Genomic DNA, 23,100 nt, shown 5'->3' with positions numbered 1-23,100 from the left:
TCACCATTTTTTTCGCAGCACGTCCTGCAGCATCGTCTTGTCGAGGCTGAGGTCGGCGACCAGGCGCTTGAGCTTGGCGTTCTCCTCTTCGAGCTGCTTCAGCCGCCGGATCTCCACCGTCCCCATTCCAGCGAACTGTTTCTTCCACCGGTAGAACGTCGGTTCCGACACGCCGAGCTTGCGGCAGATCTCGGCCACCGCCGTGCCGCTTTCCGCCTGCCTCAGCGCGAAGGCGATCTGCTCATCGGTGTAGCGCTTCTGTTTCATGGCACCACCCCCTCCTCAGGGGTTCACAGTGCCCGAAAAACTTGCGCCCCAACTGGACCAGTTTCGAGGGTCAGGACCAGACGGGATCCGGCTCGATATCGGGCCCGCGGTCAGCGAGTGGCGCGCCCATGCGTTCCAGCAGGTCGGCGAGGGCGGCTGCCGCAGCCTCGAGGTCGGCCCAGCCGATGGTGGCCGAAATGCAGAGGACGGACCCACCACTGGCATCGGACCCCAGCAGGATTTCGCCGGGGTTGGAGGAGGTCAGAACACGCGCGAGGGGGGGGAGGCTCGTTTCTCTTCTGGGTTCGGTAATGGTATGGGCACAGCTAGCCATGACCTGGGGTCTCCAAGCACGAGGTTGTGGTCAGGTCGGACATCGGAGATCGCACCTCCACGTCCGGCCGCCTTCCAATCGGTGCCGTCGCCGCAAAGGCTGTTAGTTGAGCCAATCTGGATGACGTGATACTAAATAGACCACACTGTGCTTGGTATGAACCTGTTTGGTTCATAAGGTCCATTATGGCTCTCAACGGCGCACAGATCCGAATGGCACGGTGGTACCTTCGCTGGTCGACGGCTGATCTGGCCGCGAAAGCATGCGTTGGGGTGTCGACGGTGAAGAGGGCAGAGGCTGAGGACGGCGAGCCCTCGATCAATCCGCCGAACCTTGCTGCCATCCGCACCGCCCTTGAGGCCGCTGGCATCGAGTTCATTCCGGAGAACGGCGGCGGTGCTGGGGTGCGGCTGAGAAAGCCGGGCGGGCAGTTCTGACGGGTGGCGATCACCTTCCACCCACATCCGGGCGCCATCCTGATTTGTGACTTCTCAACTGGTTTTCGGCCGCTGGAAATGGTCAAGGCCAGGCCAGCCGTCGTGCTGTCGCCTCGCCGTCGTGCAGGCGGCTTGGTGACCGTTGTGCCTCCCAGCAGCACACCACCGATCCCGCCGCTTGCTTGGCATATCCTGCTACCAGCGGGAGCCTATCCGCCAGCTTGATCGAGCCCATGCTGCCGTCGCCGACGCTCGCCGCTATTCAAGCAGGAGTGAAGGCCGCGCTGGGGCTACCGTAGCCGCCGCTCGCCTCCAAACTTAAGCGCGGGTTCCACAGAGCCTATATATCAGGTGTTCCCGCTCCACTGCCCTTCGGGGTGGCGTCGGGCTTGCAAGACCTGCCGCGAGGCGGGCTGGTTTTGGCACTAGGGCGATGGCAAGCCCGCTGGGACCACAAGAAGCCCCGTCAGCAATGGTGGGGCTTTGCCAATTCTAGCCTCTGGTGCTGATGCTAGGCACAGGCACGCTTTGTTCAGCCGCTACAACCGTGGCGAGAGGTGTGGCAGGTAGCAGCATGCCTCTCATCATCCGGCGGCTCTCAGCCGTTATCTTCGTCCTGCTTGCGCTTCTGTCCTGCTCTCCCGCTTGGGCTGCCGAACTGCTCGGACGGGTGGTCGGCCTCGCAGACGGGGACACCTTGACCCTGCTCACTGCGGAGCGCCGCCAGGTACGGGTCCGATTAAGCGAGATCGACACCCCCGAGAGCCGACAGCCCTACGGCACACGCGCGCAGCAGATCCTTTCGGGACTGGTCTTCGGCAAAGACGTGCGGATCGTGGTGCAGGACACGGACCGGTATGGGCGGACTGTTGGGCGGGTCTATGCCGGCCCGGTGGACGTCAATGCCGAGATGGTCCGGCAGGGTGCCGCCTGGGTCTATCGTCAATACAGTTGGGATCCCGAGCTGCTGCGGATCGAGGCTGAAGCCAAGGCAGGTCGCCGCGGCCTTTGGTCGCTTCCCGAGGCCGAGCGCACGCCACCTTGGGAATGGCGCGCAGCAATGCGTGGCGGCGGCACCGGCCACAGCGCCGGGGCGCCGGCAGCGCCCATGCGTTCCGCACCAACGGCGAGCAGCGGCTTCACCTGCGGCGGCAAGCAGTATTGTCGGGAGATGACCAACTGCGCCGAGGCTCGCTTCTACTTGCAGCAGTGCGGGCTCTCGCGATTGGACGGCGATCGTGATGGGGTGCCGTGCGAAAGCCTTTGCCGATGAGATCCACGCTATGTGGCAGCAGAATGCCCTCAGCGGCCATAGATTGAACGTGGCTGGCTTGCGTAAGGATTGCCCCCCGACGTGCTGGGCGCGTTGAAGGCAGGGTAAGGGCTCCGGGTTCCGGCTTGACCTGTATAGGGATTGGCGTTCTCCTGCGTACTCCAGTTGTCCAACCGGCTAGCGTTGGAAGCAGACTGATAATGCGGCTGCACGTAGGTGCCGTTCTGCCTCATGTAGTCCTGGTGATAAATGGACTGCGCGGCGGCTTCTCCAGCCAGAAGCAATGTAGCCATAACCAGGATGCTTCGCATAACGGACCCCTTTGCCCTTCTGCAGAGAGGCATAACAAGAGAGGCATAACACCTTTACAAAGCATTATGAAACGAAATATCCATGGGCTTATAGGCGTTTCGTAAAGGATGTTGCTGCCTTCACGCGTCGTTCGGTTGTTGGCTCCCGTGGTGCTGGCGATGCTGGCGGACAACAAAGTTGGGGAACATTCGTTGACCACCTTCGAGATGACCTGCGTCAGCTTGGCCACCTTCGTTGCCATAATGCTTGGCATTAGGCCGCTATCGGCTCGGATGGCGCGTTGGGCTCGGATCCGCCGTCTTCACAATCGGTTTGCGGGCGCACCTCTCCATCGGCTGTCGGCTCTCAAGAAGGAACCGCATGCGGCTGGAGAAAGTCCCAGCCAGTGAGCGATGACCCCGACCGCCAGCTGCAGATCCTCTGCAAGACGTTCCTGTCTGAGATCCGGTCCGATCAGCCCGATCTGAACCTCCGCCAACTCGCCGTGCTGCTGGTGGTCTACCAAACCGACGAACTGCAAACGGTCCGGGGACTGGCAAAGCATCTGAACATCAGCAAGCCTGCCGTGACCCGCGCGCTCGACCGACTGGGAGAGTTCGGTTTAGTTCGAAGGGAGATTGATCCGAAGGACCGGCGCAGCGTGTTGGTGCAGCGGACCGCCGGCGGGGCCGTGATGGTGAGAAGGCTGGAGGCGGCGATGGCACAAGCCGTTATCATCCTGGAGCCCAGGGCCACGGGCCAGGACAAAGCGGGGCTCTAGTTACGAATTCGATTTAGTCAGAACGACTGACACCTGTACTACGGGCTCTTTCAGCGCCTAACGCAATCACGTTGATTTTCTACTTTAAGTTGAATTTGGTTGAATTTTGTTCAGCATTACGTGGATACTGTGCAGCCAAATGCCGCCCCATCAGAACACAGGAAGGCTGCGGGAATGCTCGCCGATCGACCTCCAGCGTTAAACCTCGATGGAGAAACAATCAAAGCGTCTCAGCCGGCCATCCTTGTCGTTGAGGACCAGGCCCTGATCGCCATCCTGATCGGGGATATTCTTCAGGCAGCCGGATACGACGCCATTTTTGCCCACACCGGCGAAGCGGCACTCGCCATGGCCAAGATTGTGGAGCATTTATCCGCAGTCATTACTGACATTCACCTGATGCACGGGATCGACGGCCGCTCGGTGCTGAAGGAACTTCGGAAGAACAATCCGAATCTGCCAGCTGTGGTGGTCACCGGGTTCGACAAGTCAGCGCCAGAAGCAGACCTACGAGGGCTCGGCGGGCCAACAACCCGTCTTGTGAAGCCGTTCAGCTGTGACGAACTTCTCGTCAGCTTGGCTGGTGTCCTCTCCAGCACCGATGGCCGTGCGCCAAGGCGCATGGAGAGTGGACAGGCTGCCCGCCGAGACGAGATGCCCTCGCTCGCGCGTTTTTAAGCTGCCCGCGAGCACTCGACTTATCAGCCCCCGGACCACCCGCTCGTCAGCGTCTCGTAAGAGGGATAGCCGCCACTGCCGGCGCGGCTGATGGTGACGGTGCCCGGCTGCATGAGGGCGTTTCGCTTGGCGTCCCCGTGTATCGAGTTGTTCGCGTAGGTGTTTGCAGCGTTGCCCAGCCCCTGCGCCGCGTTGCCGTAGATGCTGCCCATGCCGCTCGCCGCGCTGGCATCGGTCTGGGCGATGTCCCGCGCGGTCTGGACGCCGGTATTGCCCACGCCTGCCGCAGCGTTCTGGCCGAGCCCGACGACCTGGAGGAGCCGGTTGTAGTACTGGTCGAAGCTGGCGTTGCCGAGCTGCTGGCCACGCGCCTGCAAGGCCTTCAGCGTGGCGCCGGAGTGCAGCATGCCCTGAGCGGCCGCGCTGCTCTCGACAGCCCGCATGCCTTCGTTGAACTGGAAATCGTAGGCCGGGCTCTTCTGGAAGTTGGCCATCGCTGCATTGGCGGCGTCCTGACCGCTCAGCCCGAGCAAGGCCTGCGTCGGCGCCAGGGCGTTGGTGCCGGCCGTCATGTATGGGGCGAGGTTCGCCTGCGCCTGGTCCCGCGCGGCCCGCTGCTCGGCATTCGCGCTGTCCTGCGCGTCACCAATGGCATCGGCCTGCATGGCCGAGGCGGCGATGCTTCCGACCGCACCAACCCCGGCGGCCACGGACCTGCTCTTCGTCGTCACCCTCGCCGCAGCGGTTCACCACCTCGGCGTTGCCGCGGAGCACGACGTAGAATTTCGAGGTGTAGAACTCGGGCGCCCAGCCCGTGTCGACGTGGAGCAGGACGCGGCCGCCGGGCCGGATGCGGGCCAGCAGGACGTTCCCGAGCTCGACACCTTGGGACATGGCCATCAAGGCATGCACGACCGGCTGGATCGACGGCAGGCGGCGCTAGGCGCGATAGAAGACTGGGCGATGCTCCTCGCGGAAGGCGCCGGGGATGCGCACGTCCGAGTAGGCCCGGGCGCGGACCCAAATGTCGGTCATGCCTGCATGCGGCGAGCCCGCGACGGTGCGGCGCTCGGGATGCTGCTCCCAGAGCTCGGGCTGGGCATCCAACTCCACCAGCATGGGCCCAACATCGAGGCCTTCATGTATTCGCTGGAAATGCCACAGTACGGTCACCCCCGATTTGGGAGGCCTGTTGTCTGCTAGCATTTCGGTCGATGCCTACATGTCACACAGTCTACATTGGATATTCAACATTTTACATTTAAATCAGCGCGTAAGGGAATTTTTCAAACATGTTTTGCTTGTAATCTTTAGTGACTGCAGCAGTCTTGTGAAGATTTAGCGTCGCTAAAAGAATATCCAGATTGTAGATACAATCACATCCTCAAAATGAGATTTCTCGCGAGATAGTGGGTAGTTTTACAGCTATAGGTTGATTGGAATGGAATGATACAACCGGAGGTTAGATGAATGGGCCGCGCCGCTCTGCAACAAGAGCCTCATAGCGAAGGCGTCCTCATAGCCGACGAGCATGTCAGCGCCCGGATACGGGAAAGACGGGTGATGATGGGCCTGTCGCAGCAGCAACTCGCCCGCAGGATCGGCGTGACCTACCAGCAGGCGCATAAGTACGAGCGAGGGCTGAGCCGCATCTCGGCAGGCCGCCTGTTCGCCGTGGCACAAGCGCTTGCGACGGATCCCGCATGGTTCTTCGAAGGTATGCCGGAGCAAGATGGGGCCAAAGAGCAGGCCCCGCGCCAGCGTCTGCACTTGGAGCTGATGCGCAATTTCGCTTCGATCAAAGACGAGAAGCAGCAGGAAGCCATCAGCGGCATGGCCCGCACGCTGGCAGGCTCATAGCCGAGCTTGCAGGCGATCAGGCGCGGGAGCCGGAACGTGTATGGGGCGTTCGCCCTACATGCCTGATGCAGAGAACGACCCGCGGGTGCTCTATGCTGCTGACCGTACGGTATTGGCGGCAGAGCGGACCTACGCGGCCTGGGTTCGCACCGGGCTTGTGTCACTGGTGGCGGGGGTAGGAGCCAAGACCTCGCTTGGCAGCGTGTTGCCGGAATGGGCTATCTTGTTCAATGCCTCCCTCCTGGTGCTGTTCTCGGCTTTCTGCTTTGCGGTCGCGGTGTGGCGGGACCTACGTCCGGGTCACGACACGCCGCAACGCTCCGACCTGCGCCGCTTGCCGGCGCCGCTGCTCATCGTCGTAAACGGCGGCCTGCTGCTGGTGTCATTGGGTGCCCTGTTGGGTGTCTGGTTCGGACGGACAGGCGGGACCTGAGAAGCTGAAGGTCCGGTTAGGGGCGAGAGCCAGCCTACATGCCAGGTATTGAACGTTCAGGTGTGCCTCAAAGACGCGCGCCCTGATCTGCTCCCCACTCCTCCAGTGTCACCTCGACCGGCGCCATGATTACTGGCCCCACCCAGCCCATGTGGAGCCGGCGCGGCGGGCTTCCGGTGGTCGAAATCCAACCCTTGGTACCCATGCTGAGATCGGCGATGCTTGGAGTGTGGGCATTCGCAGTCGCCCAAGGATCAGCGCCAGCCCTCACTGAGTTGCCACTGCATTGCGAAGGCGATCTGGAAGTTCGGCGAATCCCGGTTGGTCCCTGCACCTGCGGCCAGACCGAGCACTGTCCCGCCCTTCAGCCTGTGGCGGATCCCGGCCTGGACCACGCTGTAATCCTGGTCTCCACGCTCCTGCTGCTCCCGCGCGTAGGTCACCACCAGCGCCGTGTCGCGGGACACTGCCTGCCCGACCGAGGCGTTGACGAAGAAGCGGTTCTGCCGCTCTCCCTGCTGGGGATCGATGCGCGCTACCCACCCAAGGTTGACGTGGACGCCGAGCGGTCGCTCCCCGCCCCGGACAGTTTTGCCGACCAGCGCCACAGCTTCAGTCTCGTAGCCAGGTCGGCTTGGTCCGTAGAGTGTCCGCACCCGTCCAAGCAGGGCCACGGCCGGAAATGCGCCCCGGTCGTCGCTGAGCTGGTACAATGCGCCGAACCGCGTGGCACCACCCCACAGTGCTCGGCCCGCATCATCCGAGCTGCCCGAGAGGTCTGTCACGGTGCCTAGCTTGCGCCGTGTCTCGAGGTTGCCGTAGGCGCCGGTCTGGCCGAGGCGGAGCTCGAGACCTGGGACAATGCCCATCTCAAGCTCCGCCTCCACTCCCCCAGTGTCGCGGACGCGGCCGCGGCGAGCCTGCTCATAGAACCCAACAAAGCCAATCTCCGCAGCGCCGGGCGGGGCGGCGATGGGATCGGTGATCTCGAAAGGGTCGTCCGCCAGCTCGATCGGCTCGTCCTGCGCTACCGCAGAGTGGACGGTAGCGGAGAGGAGCGGCAGCAATACCGCCGCACGGGCGAGAGTAGGCGGTAGGCGGTAGAGCATCGGAACTCCCGGTGGCAGAGGCGCCAATCGCAGCAGAGATGCCAAGCTTAGTGGTTGACCCCCAGACTGTGTCGCCCGTTCCGGCCCCGCTACTATCCCAAAAGAGGCATTCATAGGTGGCGGCGATCGGGGCCGAAGCCTAGGCTCGACCTGTCATCGCGCGACATCGTAACGAGGGCTCTACCGTGTTCGGAGCCATGGTCACATTCGCCGTATTGGGGATCGCCTCGGGCACTCTCTTGGCATGGCTCGATGGTGTTCCGTCTGCCACCTGGCTCGAGGAGGCAGCACTGGTCATGCTGGACGCGCTGCTTGGCTTCGCGCTGTGGTGGGGGATCTCGGGCTTCACACTGATGCTGCACACCGCCACCGTCGAAAGCGACGGGGTGGAGCGCTATGGCGCGATCCCATCCCCACTTCCTCGATCCGTCACTCAGCGCTGCATTGCCAAGGCCACCCATCCAGGCTTGTGGTTGCCGCTGGGGCTCTTGGTGACGTTCTGGGCTACATAGAGAGCCGACATCACCCTGGGCACGCCGCCTTAGGCCACGCTGGGCCGGCCAGGACGGGTTGCAGGGTTCGGCGGACCACCATTGTGGCCCAGCGGCACTGGCGGGCTCCACAGCGGCGCCAGCGCAGCCTCGCCCGCATGCGCGCGTACGCGATCGCGCGTAGTGGCCCCGAAATGCCGAGTCGCCGGCACCCTATGCACCACCGGACGGGAAGGGCAGCACCTCGGCCGAGGGCAACGGAGAAGGCCATTCTACGGCCGCGCGGCGTGCCGCACGCGCCGCAGCCCGGGCCGCCCTCGAGCTGTCCGGACCACAGAGGAACCCGCGCGTCTCGGGCGTCTCGAGCACAGAAGCGATGGCAGCCTGCCTGATCGCCTCCCAGACCGCCGCCTCCGTCTCGATCGCTGGCTGGCCGCCTTCCCCATATGGCTCCCGCACAACCAGTCCGTCCTTGCGCGTCTGGAGCACGGCGAGCTGGATCACCAGAGGCCCCACAGCCACCCGCGCCATAACCAGCGGATTGCGCCGCACGCCTGGCGGGACATAGGCGGGGAGCGGCCGGATCTGCCACGGCGTGGGCTCGATCATGCTTCGCCTCCTGCGATGACGGCGCTCAGGGTCGCACGCTCGCGCGCGCCCGCGCGCCAACGCGGTTCACGATGGCGGCATTGTCACATTGTTTGGTGACCGGGGGCGTTTGACCGCAAGACAGAGCTTGCGCGATCTGCGGTGGGAGTTCTCGGCACGATTGTTCAGGTAGCGGCTGGTCCGATGCCGCACACCGGGCAGGATCTCTCGCTGTGCGACGCCATAGCTGCGGAGCCCATCCGTGACGATCTTGCGCGGCTTGTACTTAAGGCCCATCAGCAGGCGTTTGAAAATGCGTTTGGCGGCCGTGGCGTTGCGGCGCTCCTGCACGAGGATGTCGAGCACGACACCGTGCTGGTCCACGGTGCGCCAGAGATAGAAGAGTTCGCCGTTGGTCTTTAGATAAACCTCATCCATGTGCCAGGTGTCACCCGGCCGCGGCCGACGCTTGCGGAGTTTGGCCGCGAGCTCGGTGCCGAAGCGGAGGCACCAACGGCGGATACTCTCGTAGCTGACCACCACGCCGCGCTCGGCCAGGATCAGCTCGATGTCGCGCAGGCTCAAGCTGAACAGGTGATAGAGCCAGACAGCATGGTGGATGACCTCGGCTGGGAAGCGATAGCCGGGGTAGGTGGTGGGCTCGACCGACATTCGACCACCTTGGCCCAACCAGTTCACTCCACCCAGCGCTCAGCTACGTGACAATGCCGGTTGCCGGTCCGGTCGGCCATCGCGCGGGTCAGCTCGCGGATCGCCTGCTGGCCCTTGGTGATGCTGTAGAGGTTGCACATCGCCGGTCCTCCCCGGGCTATCGCCGATGATAGACTGCTTAGCGGAAATCTCGGCTACCCGGGAGCTTCGGTCCCTGGCGTTGACTGCCGGGCTCCGGTCGGCGGACCTAGTCGGCACGGCCAAGCACCCGGTCCACCCAGTCGGTGTCACCAAGCGCAACGTCCGGCTCGGTCAGGCAGCCCAGCAGGTCCGAACGGTCGGTCAGGCGGCGGACGACGAGATGGATGATCGGCACCTCGGCGTGCTCCTCCTGCCGCTCGACCCGGCCCTCGGCGACCAGCAGCCGCCCGGCCACCAGCGCCGCCCGGTCGCGGGCGGCGACGTCGGTGTAAATCACCAAGTTGCCGACGCCATGCTCGTCCTCGACGGTCATGAACACCACCCCCTTAGCAGAGCCGGGCTGCTGCCGCATCAGGACCAGCCCGGGCAGCCTGATCAGGGCGCCCGAGCGCAGGCGATCGAGCCGGCGAGTATCGGCATAGCCCAGCCGGTCGAGCACCGGGCGCAGCAACGCCAACGGGTGCCGCCCCAGCATCAGGCCGGTCGACCGGTAGTCGGCGGCCACCTGCTCGCCTTCGCCTTGGTGCGGCAGCATCGCCGCCGGCTCGGGCATGAGTGGCGTCTGCGCTGCCATGGCCGCGGCAGCGGTTGCAGGTGCTGCGGCAAAGAGCGGCAGCGTCTCCGGCCCGCTGGCGACCCCGCGGGCGTCCCACGCCGCCTTGCGGCGGCTGAGGCCGGCGCCGGCAAAGGCATCCGCCTCCGCCAGGGCGCCGAGCGCCTGCACGCCGACCCCGGCCCGCCAGGCGGCCTCCTCGACCGAGGCGAAGGGTGCGCCGTTGCGCGCCTGCCGTGCCGCCAGGATCGCCTGCGCGGCCTCCTCCTGCAGCCCTGCCACCAGCCGCAGCCCCAGCCGCAGGGCGAGGCCGCCGACGCTGGCCGGCTGTGCCTCGAGACTGCTGTCCCAGTCGCTGGCATTCACGTCGACAGCCAGGATGACGACGCCATGCTCCCTGGCGTCGCGGACGATCTGCGCCGGGGCGTAGAAGCCCATTGGCTGGCTGTTCAGCAGGGCGCAGGCGAAGACCGCCGGGTAGTGGCACTTCACCCAAGCCGAGGCATAGACGAGATGCGCGAAGCTCGCGGCATGGCTTTCCGGGAAGCCGTAGCTGCCGAAGCCCTCGATCTGCTGGAATACCCGCTCGGCGAAGTCCCGCTCGTAGCCGCGGCGGACCATGCCGGCGACCAGCCGCTCGCGGTAGCGGGCCACGCCGCCGGTGAGCTTGAAGGTCGCCATGGCGCGGCGGAGCTGGTCCGCCTCCTCGGCGGTAAAGCCGGCGGCGACGATGGCCAGCCGCATCGCCTGCTCCTGGAACAACGGCACGCCGAGGGTCTTGCCGAGCACCCGCTCCAACTCGTCCGGCTCACCATGCTCGGGTGAGGGGGAGGGGTAGCTTACCGGTTCCAGCCCCTGCTTGCGCCGCAGATAGGGGTGGACCATGTCGCCCTGGATCGGCCCGGGCCGGACGATCGCCACCTCGACCACCAAGTCGTAGAATTTCGAAGGCCGCAGCCGCGGCAGCATGTTCATCTGTGCCCGGCTCTCGACCTGGAAGACGCCGAGGCTGTCGGCCCGGCGCAGCATGGCATAGGTCGCCGGGCAGTCGCGCGGCAGGCTTGTCAGGTCGTGGGCGAGGCGGTGATGCCGGCGCAGCAGCACGAAGCCCCGACGCAGGCAGGACAGCATGCCGAGGCCCAGCACATCGACCTTGAGGATGCCGAGGGCGTCGATGTCGTCCTTGTCCCATTCCAGGACGGTGCGGCCCTCCATCGCGGCATGGGTGACGACCGCCAGCTCGATTAGCGGGCCGCGGGTGATGACGAAGCCGCCGACATGGGTGGCGGTATGCCGTGGGAAGTCGAGGATCTCCTCGGTCAGCTCGAGCGCCATGGCCAGACGCGGATCGCCGGTGTCGAGCCCCTCCGCCTCGGCTAGGGCCATGAGCCCCATCTCGTGCCCCGGCCCCCAGCTTCCCTTGGCTAGGCGGGCGGTGATGTCCTCGCTGAGGCCCATGGCGCGGCCGACCTCGCGGACGGCGCTGCGGGTGCGGTAGCGGATGACGGTGGCGCAGATCGCGGCTCGCTCGCGGCCGTAGCGCTCATAAAGGTGCTGGATCACCTCCTCGCGCCGCTCGTGCTCGAAGTCGATGTCGATGTCGGGCGGCTCGCCGCGGCTGGCGGAGACGAAGCGCTCGAACAGCAGATCGTGCTTGCCGGGATCGACGGCAGTGACGCCGAGCACATAGCAGACGGCCGAGTTGGCGGCCGAGCCGCGGCCCTGGCAGAGGATGCCGCGGTCGCGGGCAAAGCGGACAATCTCATGCACGGTCAGGAAGTAGGGGGCGTAGCCAAGCTCGCCGATCAGCCGCAACTCATGGGCGATGCGATCGGCGATCTCAGTTGGAGCGCCGTCCGGCCAGCGCGTGGACAGCGCCTCGGTCACCCGGCTCGCCAGCGTGTCCTGGGCAGTCCGGCCGGGCTCCAGAACCTCGTCGGGATACTCGTAGCGCAGTTGATCAAGGGAGAAGCCCCCGCAGGCCTCCAGCACCGCCAGGCTGTTGGCCAGAGCCTCCGGCCAGTCGGCGAAGAGCCGCGCTATTGCCGCCGGAGACTTCAGGTGCCGCTCGGCATTGGGCTCGGCGGCATAGCCCAAAGCATCGACCGTGGTGTGCAGGCGGATGGCGGTCAGCACATCGGCCAGGCGATGCCGCGAACGGTGGTGGTAGCGGACATGGCCAGTGGCCAGCAGCCGGGCCCCGGCCTGCCCGGCGATCCCGGCCAGGGCGCCGATCCGTTGCCGGTCATCGCCGCGCATGGCGTGGAAGGCGGTCAGGTGCAGCGGCAGGGCGAGCCTGCCGCGCAGTACCGCGGCATCGCGTTGCAGCCTAGTGGCGAAGTTTGCATCGGGCTCGGCCGGCGGGACCGCCGCCAGCACCCAACCCTCGGCCGCGGCCAGCATCGCTGTGCGGCTGATGCTGCACCCACCTTTGGCCGCCTGCATGCGGCTGCGGGACAGCAGCGCGGTCAGGCGGCCGTAGCTCGCGCGGTCGCTGGGCCAGGCCAGCCATTCCGACCCGTCCTCCAGGAGCAGGCGGCAGCCGACCCGGAAGGGCAGCCCCCTGCCCTTGGCGGCGACATGGCCGCGGACCACGCCGGCGAGGCTGTTGGTGTCGCAGATGCCAAGGCCGGCAAGGCCGAGCGCCTCAGCGATTTCCACCAGCTCCTCCGGATGGGAGGCGCCATCGAGGAAGCTGAAGTTGGATTGGGCGGCCAGCTCGGCGTAGCCGGTCACGGCAGATAGCCATGCAGCAGCCAGCCCGACGCCTGCGGCGGCCCGCTGCGGCAGATCCAGAGCCGAACCCCAGAGGCCAGCTCGACCTGGTAATAGTCTCGCCGGTACAGGCCCGGCTCCGCACGCCACCATTCAGGCTCCAGCCGCTGCGGTCCTTCGATCCGCTGGATGACGTGGCGGCCGCTACGCCAGTGCAGCAGGGCCGGTGCCCCGGTTCGCCCTGGGGAGACGACCTCGACCGGCCGCGGCTGCCGGAGCAGCAGGACCGGCCAGGGCTGTGTCGCCCAGCCTAGTGGGATGGCGGGCGCCATGCCGTGAAGATCGCGCACCGCAACTGCATGCTCCGGCCAGTGGCTGGCGACGGGATCAATCCGTCGCACTCGCAGTCGCTGCCCCAGCCGGTCAAGCAGCTGGGCTAGGTCTTGGGCTGCCGTGGCATCGTCCTGATGGCGGCCCAAGCCAAGGCCAGTCTGGGTACCCGCCGCCATGGGATCCGTGGCCCGAGCCTCCAGCGCCATCCGCTCGAAGCCCAGGTCCGGCTCCAGCTGCCGCAGTCCCTCGGTGAACAGCCGGCGCAGGTGCCCCGGCTCTCGCACCGGCATCCCGGTGCCGATCGCCACCTCCTGCACCACCCCATCCACCCGCCAGACCACCAGCACGACGCTGCGAGCGCCAAGCTCGGACTGCCGCAGGCCGCGGCAGAAGCTGTCGAGCAGCCGGTCGAGCACGGCCTCGATGCTGTCACGGGTGGTGATCGGCTCCAGCAGGTTCTGCACCACCGTCAGCTCCGGGGACGGGGTTACGGGCTGCAGCACAACCCGCCGTCGTCCGGTGACGGCATCGAGCCGATCCAGCAGATCCTGCCCGAAGCGTCGCGCCAACGGCGCCCGTGGCAGCTCAAGCAGGTGGTGCACCCGTCGCAGCCCAAGGTGCTGCAGCCTGTCCAGCAGGGGCAGCGACAGGCGCAAGGCTGGGCCCAGCGGCAAAGGCCCCGCGACGGCGGTCTCAATGCCGCTGATGACGATGGGGTTGTCACCGCGCGCCCGCGCCAGGGCGGCGCTGGTGGCCAGGGCACCGGCGATGGCGCCGCGCGCCGCGATGCCAGCCCGGCCGAGGCGCGCCAGCGCATCCCGCAGCAGCGTGTCCTCATCGCCCAGCAGATGGGCGCAGCCGGTGATGTCGAGCAGCAGGCCATCGGGCGAGTCCACCGCCGTCAGGGGCGTATAGCGCCGGGCCCAGAGCGCCAGGGCTTGCAGCGCCTGCGCATCACCTGCGGGATCGGCAGGCTGCAGGGTGAGATCGGGCGCGATCGCCTGTGCATCGGCCAGCGCCTGCCCGGGCCTCAGGCCGGCGGACGCGGCGGCCGCATCGACGGCGACCAGGAGCCGTCGGGTGCCAAACCCGGCCCAGGTGGCGAGCGGCCGGTTGGGCGGTAGGGCTGGCGCGGCCCGGCGGAGCCGGTCGGTAGCGAAGCTGGGCAGGTGCAGCGCCAGGAAGCGCTCGGTCATCGCGCAGCTTGCCGAGCTGGGCGCGCTATCGTCGCGGCCAGTACCAACTGCCCCGCCGCGGCGTTCCAGGTCACGGCCCAAGGCCCGCCGGGACGGCCGGCTTTGGTGCGGACCAACTCCAGCTGCCAGCACTCTGCATCCAGCGTCGCCTCTGCCTCGGCTGGGTGGGCGCTGATCCGCCAGCGGGTGGTGGTGGCGCTGGGGGCAACGCTGCCGACATCCGGCCTTAGCAGCAAGCCGAGGGCGCCACCTGCCTCTGCGGCCAGCTGCAGCCGGCGTGTGGCCGTCAGATCCAGCGGATGATGACCTGCGGTCTGCTCTGGCGGCAGCGCCAGCACGGCGCCGCTCACGGCCGGACACCGGAGCGCCTCCTCCATCGCCCAGAGCGCGTCGGACCGGCGACTGGTCCGGGCCAGCACCAGCTTGGCCGGTGTCAGGCCGAAGCGTACCAGCCCCGGCGGCCAAGCCAGCAGCCCATCCTGCTCGAGCGCGATCCAAAGGACGGTGCCACCGGTGCGGGCCAGCAGCAGGGCGCACAAGGCGGCGCCACAACCGGGTGAAGTGGCAAGCACATCGTGCACCGCGGCCCGTGCCAGGCCGTCAACGGGCAGCCCGTCGCAGATCGGGATAGCGTCGCGGCTGTGCCTGTTGCGAAGGCTGCCCTCGAGCCGCGCTACGCGGGCTCGCAGGGCTGTCAGCATGGCGGCTTGGTCCAGCGGAATATCCGAGGGGGCTGAAGGCATAAGCCGGCGTCCGCATCGTCGTGGTCCGTCTCCCGGCAGCCGCCGGTCTGCGCTCAGGTGCTGTGTGGCGGGTGAGGGGGGCGCTTGAGGACGACGAAGTTTGCTCGCTCGAGCTGAGCCACAAGCTGATCAGCCAGCAGGCTGGCCGCCATCTCCCAGGCGGCGCCGCGGCGGGGCTTGCCGCGCTCGTCGAAGCGTAGCCCATAGGCCAGTGCAGAAGCGAGCTCAGCCTGGTCGACCGGCAACAGGGGCCCGGCAGGCGACCCCACGCGAGCGGCGGGCACGTCGGACGGATCGGGCGGAGGTGGGTTCTGCGAATCCATGCGGTGACGTTGGACGGCCAACGCGAACGAATCAAGAACAAATTTGTCGAGACGTCGCTCCTGCTGAGGAAGGCCGTGTCATGCACCTGAGCACGACCAAGACGTCCCACTCGAGGAGATTCTGCCGATCCTGTTGCGCGCGGAGGTCGGCGGCCTGGTGCTGCCCTTCGCCAATCCGCGGCACGCGCATGAGGTTCGCTGCCTGGAGCGCATGCCCATCGCCGACGACCAAGTGATGGTTGCGGGTGTGATCGACACGCTCACCAATTTCGTCGAGCATCCGGAAGTCGTAGCCGAGCGGATCCAGCGCGTGGCCCGAGCGGTGGGTGACCCGCGCCGGGTACTGGCCGGCACCGATTGTGGCTTCGACACCTCGGCCGGCCGCGGCCGGGTCGCCCCCGACGTAGTTTGGGCGAAGCTCCGCAGCTTGGCCGCAGGCGCGCGCCTCGCCTCCGCGCGACTTTTCCCCACCGCCGGCTGAGGGCGCAGCACATGTGCTGGATTTGTAAGGTGCAGCGCGAATTCGCTGAACTGGTGGCCACAGAGGAGCCGGCCAGACCGCCAGTCGGAACGGGAGGTGCTGCTCCCCCTCCTCCCGCTGCTGCAGTCAGCCCTTTGCCAAGCTCACATCTCGCAGCGCGTGGCCCATCGCCGCGTCAGACCGATCCTTGAAGGCGCCTCAGGCCGCCGCTGTCGTTGTGGCGTTCCTATGGTGAACTTGGCCATAACGCGTCCTTCCACGCGTGCTGGAAAATTGCACCACCACACTCCGGGAGTACACACTAAATGGTGCCGCATAAGGCGGGATATGAAATTTTCGGCTGGAACAACAAACCAGTGAAAAATTCATTCCGGTGTGATGCCTGCTCTGCGCATTAGCCCCTCGTTCTGCACCAAGTCGCGGCGGATCCGGTCACGCATTGCCTCCCGGCCCAAGGGCAGCGGCAGGAGTCCAAACTCGTCAGCAAGGCGCTGTGCTGCTGGCCGGCCGACAGCATCGCGCACCGCCTGCTCCAACGCTGCTGCAAGAGGTGGCGGCAAGTTGGCTGGGCCCGCCAAGCCCCACCAGGCACTGACGAGGAAGCCCGGTAATCCGAGTTCTCTTGTTGTCGGCACCTGCGGCATTGCCGCCAACCGTTCGTCATGCGGCGCAGCGAGAGCCCGCAAACGCCCTTCCATCACATGCGCCCGTGCCGGCGCGAAGGTCGTGAACATCATGTCCACCCGGCCAGCCAGGATCTCGGTCAGCGCTGGCGCCGGGCCGCCGAATGGCACATGCAACATCTCTATCCCGGTCCGCTCGGTCATCTCGAGCATCAGCAGATGTGCGGTCGAGCCGAGCCCCCAGGTGCCATAGGAGAGCTTCCCCGGCTCGCGCCTCGCAGCTTCGATCACTCGCTCAAAGCTACCCCAGCGCGGATGAGCCACCAGCAGGTAGGCAGAAGAGTATAGCAGGCTGATATGGGTAAAGTCCGCCAACGGGTCGTAGCCCAGGTTCCGGTAGGCGAAGGGTGCCTGGGTAAAGCCAGAATTGCTGCCGAGCAGCAGCGTCGCCCCATCTGGCCGCGCTCGGGCAACGTAGCGAACGCCGACCGTTGTCGAGGCGCCCGGCTTATGATCCAGCACGAAGCTGCTGCCAAAGCTCTCGCCTAAGCGATCCTGCAGGATGCGGCCGATCACATCGGTGCCGCCACCTGGGGTGAAGGGGATTACCAAGCTGACGCTGCGACCGTTTGGCCAACCCTCTGGGCCCTTCCCCTGGGCCTTGGCCAAGTAGGGGACGGCAAGGGCGGCCACCGTTCCAAGAAGCATTCGGCGAGAGCCATGGGGATGGGTCACCATGATCCCACTTCCGGACATGGCATGGGGGTCGCACGAAGCAGAAAAGCTGTCATCCGGACTTCCACCCTTGAGTATCCTGACGCTCGCTCAGAACGCAGGTCCCGTTTTCGTTGCCGCAGAGATTAGGCGAATTGCGCCGCAGGTGAAGCCGGAATCGACCATTCATGCCGCGTAATTCACCCTGTGCGACGGCACCAATAACAAGGCCTGAATCCTCCATCGCCGGGGCCATTTTTGCAGGCTGAAAACAGCTTTACTGTTTGAACGGTTGCCGGATGAGGGCAAGCGGGGGCGCATGGTAATCGAGATCGGGATGGGCAGCGCATTTGAACTGGCTGCTTGCTGAGTTCGGGTAGCAAACGTCCTCACTGGGACTCAACTCGACAGCGCTTGCTTTGCGCCTGTTTTAAGCGCAGTGGTCCTTCCTTTTTTACGAGGAGGCAGACATGGTGGATTCGGAGCGGAAGCGTGACGCGAAGGGCCACTTCGTCCAGGTCGGTCAGGAAAGCAATTCCAAAGCCGTTCTTGAAATGCTCGATATGTTGAGCGTCCCAGCGCTGCACGAGGTGATTCAGCGTGCCGAAGAGCTCAGGACTCAGAAACTGGATGGGGCGAAGCAGGAATTTCTGGCACGCGTGAAGGCTGAAGCCGAGGGGCTGGGCCTTTCCCTCGCCGATCTGGCACCTGCTGCGCAGCCGGCCCGGCGTGGCCGTAAGCCAAGGGAGGACAAGGGGACGCGAGCTTCTCCTCCGGTGAAGTATCGTGGCCCGAACGGTGAAACCTGGACCGGGCGTGGCAGGCAGCCTAACTGGCTCGGCGAGATGGAAGCCCAAGGCCGGCAGAGGGACGAGTTTCTTGTCGATAAGGGCCAGCAGGCGGAGGCGGCAGAATAAGGGAGGGCCGGGGCAACCCGGCCATTTCCGATAGGTAAGTGTGATGGGTGAATCCAGCCTGCTGCATATTGCCGGCACCTATAGCCAAGCCCGTGCCCGCGTTGCCGCAGTATTGGCCAGGATGAACACCTTGCCCTCGCGGATCAGCATCTCCACCGCACTGACCAAGGCGAACACCAATTCAACCTCGCCGGCCAGAGGCCCGGCGACTGAAGGACCGGTGCTGCAATAAGGCACATGGGACCGGCGTCCCTGTCAGGTCGTCAAACATCGCCGCCGCCGAATGTTGGGCGGTTTCGGCGCCTCGAGGCCCATGGTTCAGTTTAGAGCTGCTATCGGGTGTTTCGGAGCCGCCTACTTGCCTGATGGACGGAAGCGGCGCGATGCTGGCGGAAAGACGGTCGAGAAAGAGCCGTGCTGATGAGGAGGAAGGCGTATGACCCTATCCCGCCGCGCCGCAATCGGTGCCGGATTGGCCAGTGCAGCGATGTCCGCGGCCCCGCTTTCAGCACAGCCGCGTAATCCCGGTCAGACGCTGCGTGTTGGCCTTCTGCAGGACATGTCTGGCGCCTACCGCGATATCTCAGGACCCACCAGCGTCGTCTGCGCGCGCCAGGCCATCCGCGAGTTTCAAGCCGACAGCCCGAATATCGGCATCGACCTGCTCGTTGCTGACCACCAGAACAAATCCGATGTCGGCCTGGCGATCGCCCGCCAGTGGTTTGACCGGGACAATGTCGACGTGGTGCTGGGCGTCAGCAACTCAGCCCTGGCGATCGCCCTGAAGCCGGTGGTCGAGCAAAAAGACAAGGTGCACATTAACACCTCGGCCGCCACCTCGGCGCTCACCTCCGAATATTGCAGCCTAAACTCGATCCATTGGAGCTACGACACCTACTGCCTCTCGCACGCTACTGGCGAGCCCTTGGTGAAGCAGGGCTATGACAGCTGGTTCTTCATTACGCCGAATTACGCCTTTGGCCACATGCTGCAAGCCGATACGACGCATTCCGTTGAGAGCAGCGGTGGCCGCGTCGTCGGCGGTGTGACTTACCCCTTCCCCGAGACAACAGACTTCTCCGCCTTCCTGCTGCAGGCGCAGGCGAGCGGTGCAAAGGTCGTCGCCTTCCTCGGCGCAGGCACGGACTTCGTCAACGCGGTGAAGCAGGCAGCGGAGTTCGGCCTGATGCGCGGCAGGCTCCGCTTCGTCGGGCTGACCGGCTACATCAACAGCGTGATGTCGCTCGGCCTCGGCGCGGCGCAGGGTCTGACGCAAACGGAGACCTTCTACTGGGATCTGAACGACCGCACGCGTGCCCTCATGGCGCGGCTGCGGCCCGAATTGCCACCGAACACCTTCCCCTGCCACAACCAAGCCGGCGACTATTCCGGCCTGCTGCACTACCTGAAGGCCGCGAAGGCCATTGGCGTCGCGCGGGCGAAGGCGTCCGGGCGGGACATCGTCGCGACGATGAAGGAGATGCCGACCGATGACGACGCCTTCGGCACCGGCACCGTCCGCCGCGATGGACGCAAGCTTCACCCAACCTACCTGTTCACCGTAAAATCGCCTGCCGAGAGCCGTGCGCCGGGGGATGTCTACAAGGTCCTCGCCGTCACGCCAGCGGAACGGTCTTTCCGCTCCATCGAGGATGGCAATTGCATGATGGCGAAGTCCTGAGCCATGACAGATCCTGACATTGAGGCGATCCGCGCCCTGCTCGCCTCCCGCCCGCGGCCGACGGAGCTGGCCGAGCGACGGCGTAGGTTGGACGCCCTTGGCGCCCAATATGCACTGCCCACCGATGTGCGAATTGAGGCGGTCAGCGCGAATGGCGTCCCGGCCGAGTGGAACAGCACGCCCGGTGCCGAGGCATCGCGGGCGATGCTCTACCTGCATGGTGGTGGCTATGTCGCGGGCTCTCTGCTCAGCCATCGGTCCATGGTGGCGGAGGCCGGTCGGGCAGCTGGACTGCGCTGCCTCGCGCTCGGCTATCGCTTGGCGCCGGAGCATCCATTTCCGGCCGCGGTGGAGGATGCGGTGGCCGGCTATCGCTACCTGCTTGACCAGGGCTTCGCCCCGTCCCGCATTGCCATCGGCGGCGACAGTGCTGGCGGTGGGCTGACCGCCGCGATGCTGGTGGCACTGCGCGACCAAGGCCTGCCTATGCCAGCCTGCGCCTGGCTGATTTCGCCCTGGGTCGACCTCGAGAGCACAGGCGAGAGCATGGCCAGCAAGGCCGGCAGCGACCCGATGGTGCAGAAGCCGTACCTGCTGGAGATTGCGGATCTCTACCTTGGCGGTGTCAAACCACGCACGCCGCTTGCCTCGCCGCTGCATGCCGCACTGCACGGCCTGCCGCCGCTGCTGATCCAGGTCGGGGCGGCGGAGACCCTGCTTGATGACGCGGTGATGTTCGCACGCCGCGCCGGGGCCGAGGATGTCGCGGTGACGCTCGAGATCTGGCCGGAGATGATCCATGTCTGGCATCTCTTCCACCCTCAGGTCGCGGCCGGGCGCAAGGCGCTAGCCGCCGCCGGAGATTTTGTGCGGCGCCACCTCAGGTAGAGGTGGTGAACAAACTCAGCGATGCGTCAAGTTTAACAGGTGTTCCGGTTGGATAAGGGCCGCTATGGAAAAGGTGTCGTACCAAACGCCTATCCGAGCGTGATGAGCGGTGAGCCAATATCCGCATGGCGCCGTCAACTTGCCTGGGTGTTGGTGGGCTGAATCCAGTCTCGTAGATGACTGGAATAATTTCGTCCGCCGCCACCCCCCTCTCTGCCGGATACCGTTTCCCAACGGAGGTGATCAGCCAAGCGGTGTGGCTGTATTTCCGCTTTCCGCTTAACCTGCACATAGTCGATCAAATGCTGGCGGCATGCGGCATCGTAGTTAGCCACGAGACCGTGCGGCAGTGGATGCTCAAGTTCGGACAGGAGTTTGTTAACCGGATCTCGCCAAGATTGCCCCATGTTGGCGATAAGTGGCATCTTGGTAAGGTAACCTTTTCCATTTCCGCCGCGACCACGTCACCGCCGAGCAGTACCGAGCCGCACGAGCCCGGTTGTTGGAGACGTAGGCGGAGATCAGTGGGGGTGCCGCCGTTGCTTGAACCCTGCTGCGCCACGGCTCCCAAGATCACCTGCGCGGTGGCTTCAGGACCAGCAATTTGATGGTGCCCTTGAGCGCAGTGCCGAACGAAGCAGCGCTGTCCGCACCGACGCAGCGAAACACGCATCTCCGGTGTATCGATGAGCGCGGCCATATGGATTGGCAGGAGGTTGAGTTACAACCGGCGTACCCTAGTGGAGGCCGACGTCTCTCGATGGAAGCGCGTCATCGGTGACGGGCTGCGCCCGCAAACAGACCGGCGGCAGGCAACCGAGGTGGCCATTGCCACCAAGGTGCTGAACCACATGCTCGAGCTCAGGCAGCCAGAGTACGTCCCGGCCGCTGACCCGTGCAACACGGTGAATCTCGGATGGGATTGAAGCCCCGATTTCGCTCGTCGACCTCTCCGTGATGTTCAATAGCCCTCACCTGCGCAGCGGCATCTACGTCATTCGACCACCGCCCCGGCTGCCCGGACGACCTCGGCCCAGAAGGGGATCTCGCGTTGGATGAATGCGCTGAACTCCTCGGGCGAGGGAGAGGTCACGACCTGCAGCCCCTCGCCGGCTAGCTTCGCCACGACGCCCTGCTGGCCCAGCGCCCGGACCGTCGCCTCGAAAAGGCGCATCACCATGGGCGCCGGCAGGCGCGCCGGCCCCCACATCCCCCACCATCCCCCGATGTCGAGCTCCGGCAGGCCGGCCTCCTCCGTGCCGATAACCTCGGGGATAATGGGGAAGGAGCGGCGGGTGGTGAGCGAAAGCCCCCGAAGCTGCCCGGAGCGGATGAAGGGCAGCACCACGGGCGGGGTGCCGATGGTGAGCGGCACGTCGCCGGCCAGCACCGCCTGCAGCGCCGGCGCCCCGCCGCGGAAGGGCACATGGGTCAGCTCGATGCCCGCCACCTTCTCCAGCATAGCCCCGGCGAGATGCGACGGGGTGCCATTGCCCGGCGTGGCATAGGCCAGGCGCCCCGGCTCGGCCCGCGCCCGCTCGATCAGCCCGCGCAGGGAGGTGATCCCGGTCGCGGGCGAGACGGTGATGATCGTCGGGTAGTCGGCGATCTCGGTGATCGGCGTGAAATCGGCGACGGAGTTGAAGGGCACGCGGCGGTAGAGGGCCGGGTTGACCGCGTGGCTGAAATTGCCGCCGATTAGCAGACTCGTGCCGTCCGGCTCGCTGCGGGCGATGTATTCGGTGGCGATGTTGCTGCCCGCGCCGGGCCGGTTGTCCACGACGACCGTCTGGCCCAGCTCCCGCCCGACCGCCTCGCCCAGTACCCGCGCCACGAGGTCGCCGGACCCGCCCGGCGGAAAGCCGACGACGAAGCGGATCGGCCGGCCCGGCTGCGCGCGCAGCGGGGCGGGCGCGAGCGCGGCCGCGCCGGTGGCGGTCAGGAACACCCGGCGGGAGATCGACATGCCGCTTCCTCCTACGCCCGTAAGGGGCATCATTCTGGGTTATCCAGCAGACTAGACCCCGCAATGGGCCTTGTCGCCAAGTGGCGGTGGGCACCCGAAGTCCGAGCGCTTTCCGGCATTCGGCGGCTATCTCAGTGCCCGTTTTGGAAGAGTGACCCGGCTGGTTTGATTGGCTGACCGAGGCCGCTCTAGCAGCGTTGCACGCGGTTTCCTGCCTGGGGACCGTCATGTGGACGTCTGTGGATCGCGCGCTGGTTGGGGATTTCGGATCTGGCCAAGCGCTTACGGATGATCAGTTCAGGATCTTGGAGCCATTCATCCCGCCAGCCAAGCCCGGAGGGCGCCCGCGGACCACAGATGTGCGGCGCCTGCTCGACGGCCTGTTCTACCTCGTGCGCACCGGCTGCCAGTGGCGGCACCTGCCACCCCCTCCGGTCTTCCCACCCTGGCCCACGGTGTAGATGGTCTGTTTACAAATGACAAATTCTGCCTTGTCCGGCGTAGCTCGCTGGCGCTGCCGTGGCGGCGCGGGCCGTCCGGGGCTGACCGCGA

The 23,100-nt window shown here is 65.8% G+C and carries 26 protein-coding genes and 3 pseudogenes; 15 read left to right on the top strand and 14 right to left on the bottom strand.

Features of this window, described 5'->3' with window-relative positions:
* Nucleotides 1-6: 6 nt before the first annotated feature.
* Nucleotides 7-267 (bottom strand): annotated as a pseudogene (locus tag BLR02_RS25715) (transposase); the annotation flags it as partial.
* Nucleotides 268-337: 70 nt separating this feature from the next.
* Nucleotides 338-601, bottom strand: a complete 264-nt coding sequence (locus BLR02_RS25710; protein ID WP_090665162.1) for a hypothetical protein — start codon at nt 599-601, stop codon at nt 338-340.
* 272 nt (nt 602-873) lie between these two features.
* On the opposite strand from BLR02_RS25710, the gene BLR02_RS25705 reads away from it, so the two are divergent.
* The 5 genes from BLR02_RS25705 to BLR02_RS25685 all read left to right on the top strand — a co-directional run bounded on the left by BLR02_RS25705 (nt 874) and on the right by BLR02_RS25685 (nt 4,061).
* Nucleotides 874-1,038, top strand: coding sequence for an XRE family transcriptional regulator (locus BLR02_RS25705; RefSeq protein WP_342670594.1), 165 nt, complete (start codon nt 874-876; stop codon nt 1,036-1,038).
* Nucleotides 1,039-1,041: 3 nt separating this feature from the next.
* On the top strand, nt 1,042-1,263 hold the full coding sequence (locus BLR02_RS25700; RefSeq protein ID WP_090665161.1) for a type II toxin-antitoxin system PemK/MazF family toxin: 222 nt from the start codon (nt 1,042-1,044) through the stop codon (nt 1,261-1,263).
* Between the two features lie 349 nt (nt 1,264-1,612).
* A complete protein-coding gene (locus tag BLR02_RS25695; RefSeq protein WP_176849833.1) occupies nt 1,613-2,311 on the top strand; it encodes a thermonuclease family protein in 699 nt (232 codons plus the stop codon).
* A gap of 697 nt (nt 2,312-3,008) precedes the next feature.
* The gene (locus BLR02_RS25690) at nt 3,009-3,383 is read left to right on the top strand and encodes a MarR family transcriptional regulator (RefSeq protein WP_090665160.1); all 375 of its coding nucleotides are present in this window, start codon (nt 3,009-3,011) and stop codon (nt 3,381-3,383) included.
* Nucleotides 3,384-3,557: 174 nt separating this feature from the next.
* Nucleotides 3,558-4,061 (top strand): response regulator transcription factor, encoded by a 504-nt coding sequence (locus BLR02_RS25685; protein ID WP_090665159.1) that lies wholly within the window; start codon nt 3,558-3,560, stop codon nt 4,059-4,061.
* Between the two features lie 23 nt (nt 4,062-4,084).
* On the opposite strand, the gene BLR02_RS25680 is transcribed toward BLR02_RS25685, so the two are convergent.
* The 3 genes from BLR02_RS25680 to BLR02_RS25670 are packed head-to-tail and all read right to left on the bottom strand — an operon-like array spanning nt 4,085 to nt 5,180.
* Nucleotides 4,085-4,726, bottom strand: a complete 642-nt coding sequence (locus BLR02_RS25680; protein WP_090665158.1) for a hypothetical protein — start codon at nt 4,724-4,726, stop codon at nt 4,085-4,087.
* Nucleotides 4,704-4,955 (bottom strand): hypothetical protein, encoded by a 252-nt coding sequence (locus tag BLR02_RS25675; RefSeq protein ID WP_176849832.1) that lies wholly within the window; start codon nt 4,953-4,955, stop codon nt 4,704-4,706. Before BLR02_RS25675 ends, BLR02_RS25680 begins: the two co-directional genes overlap by 23 nt.
* Before the next feature lie 45 nt (nt 4,956-5,000).
* The gene (locus BLR02_RS25670) at nt 5,001-5,180 is read right to left on the bottom strand and encodes a hypothetical protein (RefSeq protein ID WP_090665156.1); all 180 of its coding nucleotides are present in this window, start codon (nt 5,178-5,180) and stop codon (nt 5,001-5,003) included.
* A 351-nt stretch (nt 5,181-5,531) separates the two neighbouring features.
* On the opposite strand from BLR02_RS25670, the gene BLR02_RS25665 reads away from it, so the two are divergent.
* On the top strand, nt 5,532-5,921 hold the full coding sequence (locus BLR02_RS25665) for a helix-turn-helix domain-containing protein (protein ID WP_090665155.1): 390 nt from the start codon (nt 5,532-5,534) through the stop codon (nt 5,919-5,921).
* 40 nt (nt 5,922-5,961) lie between these two features.
* Complete coding sequence (locus tag BLR02_RS25660) at nt 5,962-6,354, top strand: DUF202 domain-containing protein (protein ID WP_176849831.1); 393 nt, start codon at nt 5,962-5,964, stop codon at nt 6,352-6,354.
* Nucleotides 6,355-6,608: 254 nt separating this feature from the next.
* Here BLR02_RS25660 and BLR02_RS25655 read toward each other — a convergent pair whose 3' ends face one another.
* The gene (locus tag BLR02_RS25655) at nt 6,609-7,463 is read right to left on the bottom strand and encodes a hypothetical protein (protein ID WP_090665154.1); all 855 of its coding nucleotides are present in this window, start codon (nt 7,461-7,463) and stop codon (nt 6,609-6,611) included.
* Between the two features lie 197 nt (nt 7,464-7,660).
* Here BLR02_RS25655 and BLR02_RS25650 point away from each other — a divergent pair, with 197 nt between their 5' ends.
* Nucleotides 7,661-7,975, top strand: a complete 315-nt coding sequence (locus BLR02_RS25650; RefSeq protein ID WP_090665153.1) for a hypothetical protein — start codon at nt 7,661-7,663, stop codon at nt 7,973-7,975.
* Between the two features lie 192 nt (nt 7,976-8,167).
* Here BLR02_RS25650 and BLR02_RS25645 read toward each other — a convergent pair whose 3' ends face one another.
* From BLR02_RS25645 to BLR02_RS29820, 6 genes are all read right to left on the bottom strand, one after another.
* Entirely contained in the window at nt 8,168-8,563 is a 396-nt protein-coding gene (locus BLR02_RS25645) for a hypothetical protein (RefSeq protein ID WP_090665152.1), read from the bottom strand.
* A gap of 66 nt (nt 8,564-8,629) precedes the next feature.
* Nucleotides 8,630-9,214, bottom strand: coding sequence for an IS6 family transposase (locus tag BLR02_RS25640; protein WP_090665151.1), 585 nt, complete (start codon nt 9,212-9,214; stop codon nt 8,630-8,632).
* Nucleotides 9,215-9,461: 247 nt separating this feature from the next.
* Complete coding sequence (locus BLR02_RS25635; protein WP_245704958.1) at nt 9,462-12,704, bottom strand: error-prone DNA polymerase; 3,243 nt, start codon at nt 12,702-12,704, stop codon at nt 9,462-9,464.
* Entirely contained in the window at nt 12,701-14,212 is a 1,512-nt protein-coding gene (locus tag BLR02_RS30645) for a Y-family DNA polymerase (protein ID WP_090665149.1), read from the bottom strand. Before BLR02_RS30645 ends, BLR02_RS25635 begins: the two co-directional genes overlap by 4 nt.
* Nucleotides 14,209-14,913, bottom strand: a complete 705-nt coding sequence (locus tag BLR02_RS25625) for an ImuA family protein (RefSeq protein WP_143018313.1) — start codon at nt 14,911-14,913, stop codon at nt 14,209-14,211. The genes BLR02_RS30645 and BLR02_RS25625 overlap by 4 nt, the downstream gene beginning before the upstream one ends.
* 95 nt (nt 14,914-15,008) lie before the next feature.
* Nucleotides 15,009-15,278: a hypothetical protein gene (locus tag BLR02_RS29820; RefSeq protein WP_176849830.1), complete on the bottom strand. Its 270-nt coding sequence runs from the start codon at nt 15,276-15,278 to the stop codon at nt 15,009-15,011.
* Nucleotides 15,279-15,411: 133 nt separating this feature from the next.
* Between BLR02_RS29820 and BLR02_RS25620 the strand changes: the two genes are divergently transcribed.
* A complete protein-coding gene (locus BLR02_RS25620; protein WP_090665147.1) occupies nt 15,412-15,759 on the top strand; it encodes a uroporphyrinogen decarboxylase/cobalamine-independent methonine synthase family protein in 348 nt (115 codons plus the stop codon).
* A gap of 365 nt (nt 15,760-16,124) precedes the next feature.
* Here the strand turns inward: BLR02_RS25620 and BLR02_RS25615 are convergent, their stop codons facing one another.
* Nucleotides 16,125-16,958 carry a Bug family tripartite tricarboxylate transporter substrate binding protein gene (locus BLR02_RS25615; RefSeq protein WP_176849829.1) on the bottom strand — a complete coding sequence of 278 codons (834 nt, stop codon included), beginning with the start codon at nt 16,956-16,958 and terminating at the stop codon, nt 16,125-16,127.
* A gap of 608 nt (nt 16,959-17,566) precedes the next feature.
* On the opposite strand from BLR02_RS25615, the gene BLR02_RS25610 reads away from it, so the two are divergent.
* The 5 genes and pseudogenes from BLR02_RS25610 to BLR02_RS30640 all read left to right on the top strand — a co-directional run.
* Nucleotides 17,567-18,013 carry an H-NS histone family protein gene (locus BLR02_RS25610; RefSeq protein ID WP_143018312.1) on the top strand — a complete coding sequence of 149 codons (447 nt, stop codon included), beginning with the start codon at nt 17,567-17,569 and terminating at the stop codon, nt 18,011-18,013.
* A 43-nt stretch (nt 18,014-18,056) separates the two neighbouring features.
* Nucleotides 18,057-18,245, top strand: a complete 189-nt coding sequence (locus BLR02_RS28980) for a hypothetical protein (RefSeq protein ID WP_143018311.1) — start codon at nt 18,057-18,059, stop codon at nt 18,243-18,245.
* Between the two features lie 204 nt (nt 18,246-18,449).
* Nucleotides 18,450-19,694 (top strand): ABC transporter substrate-binding protein, encoded by a 1,245-nt coding sequence (locus tag BLR02_RS25605; protein ID WP_090665145.1) that lies wholly within the window; start codon nt 18,450-18,452, stop codon nt 19,692-19,694.
* A gap of 3 nt (nt 19,695-19,697) precedes the next feature.
* Nucleotides 19,698-20,582 (top strand): alpha/beta hydrolase, encoded by an 885-nt coding sequence (locus BLR02_RS25600; protein WP_090665144.1) that lies wholly within the window; start codon nt 19,698-19,700, stop codon nt 20,580-20,582.
* 176 nt (nt 20,583-20,758) lie between these two features.
* Nucleotides 20,759-21,034: pseudogene (locus BLR02_RS30640) on the top strand (IS6 family transposase); the annotation flags it as partial.
* A gap of 542 nt (nt 21,035-21,576) precedes the next feature.
* On the opposite strand, the gene BLR02_RS25585 reads toward BLR02_RS30640, so the two are convergent.
* Nucleotides 21,577-22,548, bottom strand: coding sequence for a tripartite tricarboxylate transporter substrate binding protein (locus BLR02_RS25585; RefSeq protein WP_176849828.1), 972 nt, complete (start codon nt 22,546-22,548; stop codon nt 21,577-21,579).
* Between the two features lie 227 nt (nt 22,549-22,775).
* Here BLR02_RS25585 and BLR02_RS30635 point away from each other — a divergent pair.
* Nucleotides 22,776-23,006 (top strand): annotated as a pseudogene (locus tag BLR02_RS30635) (transposase); the annotation flags it as partial.
* Between the last annotated feature and the right edge of the window lie 94 nt (nt 23,007-23,100).

It is taken from the genome of Belnapia rosea, assembly GCF_900101615.1.
GTDB lineage: Bacteria > Pseudomonadota > Alphaproteobacteria > Acetobacterales > Acetobacteraceae > Belnapia > Belnapia rosea.
Note: the sequence above shows the minus strand (reverse complement) of the source record. Positions and strands in the feature narration are given on the sequence as shown.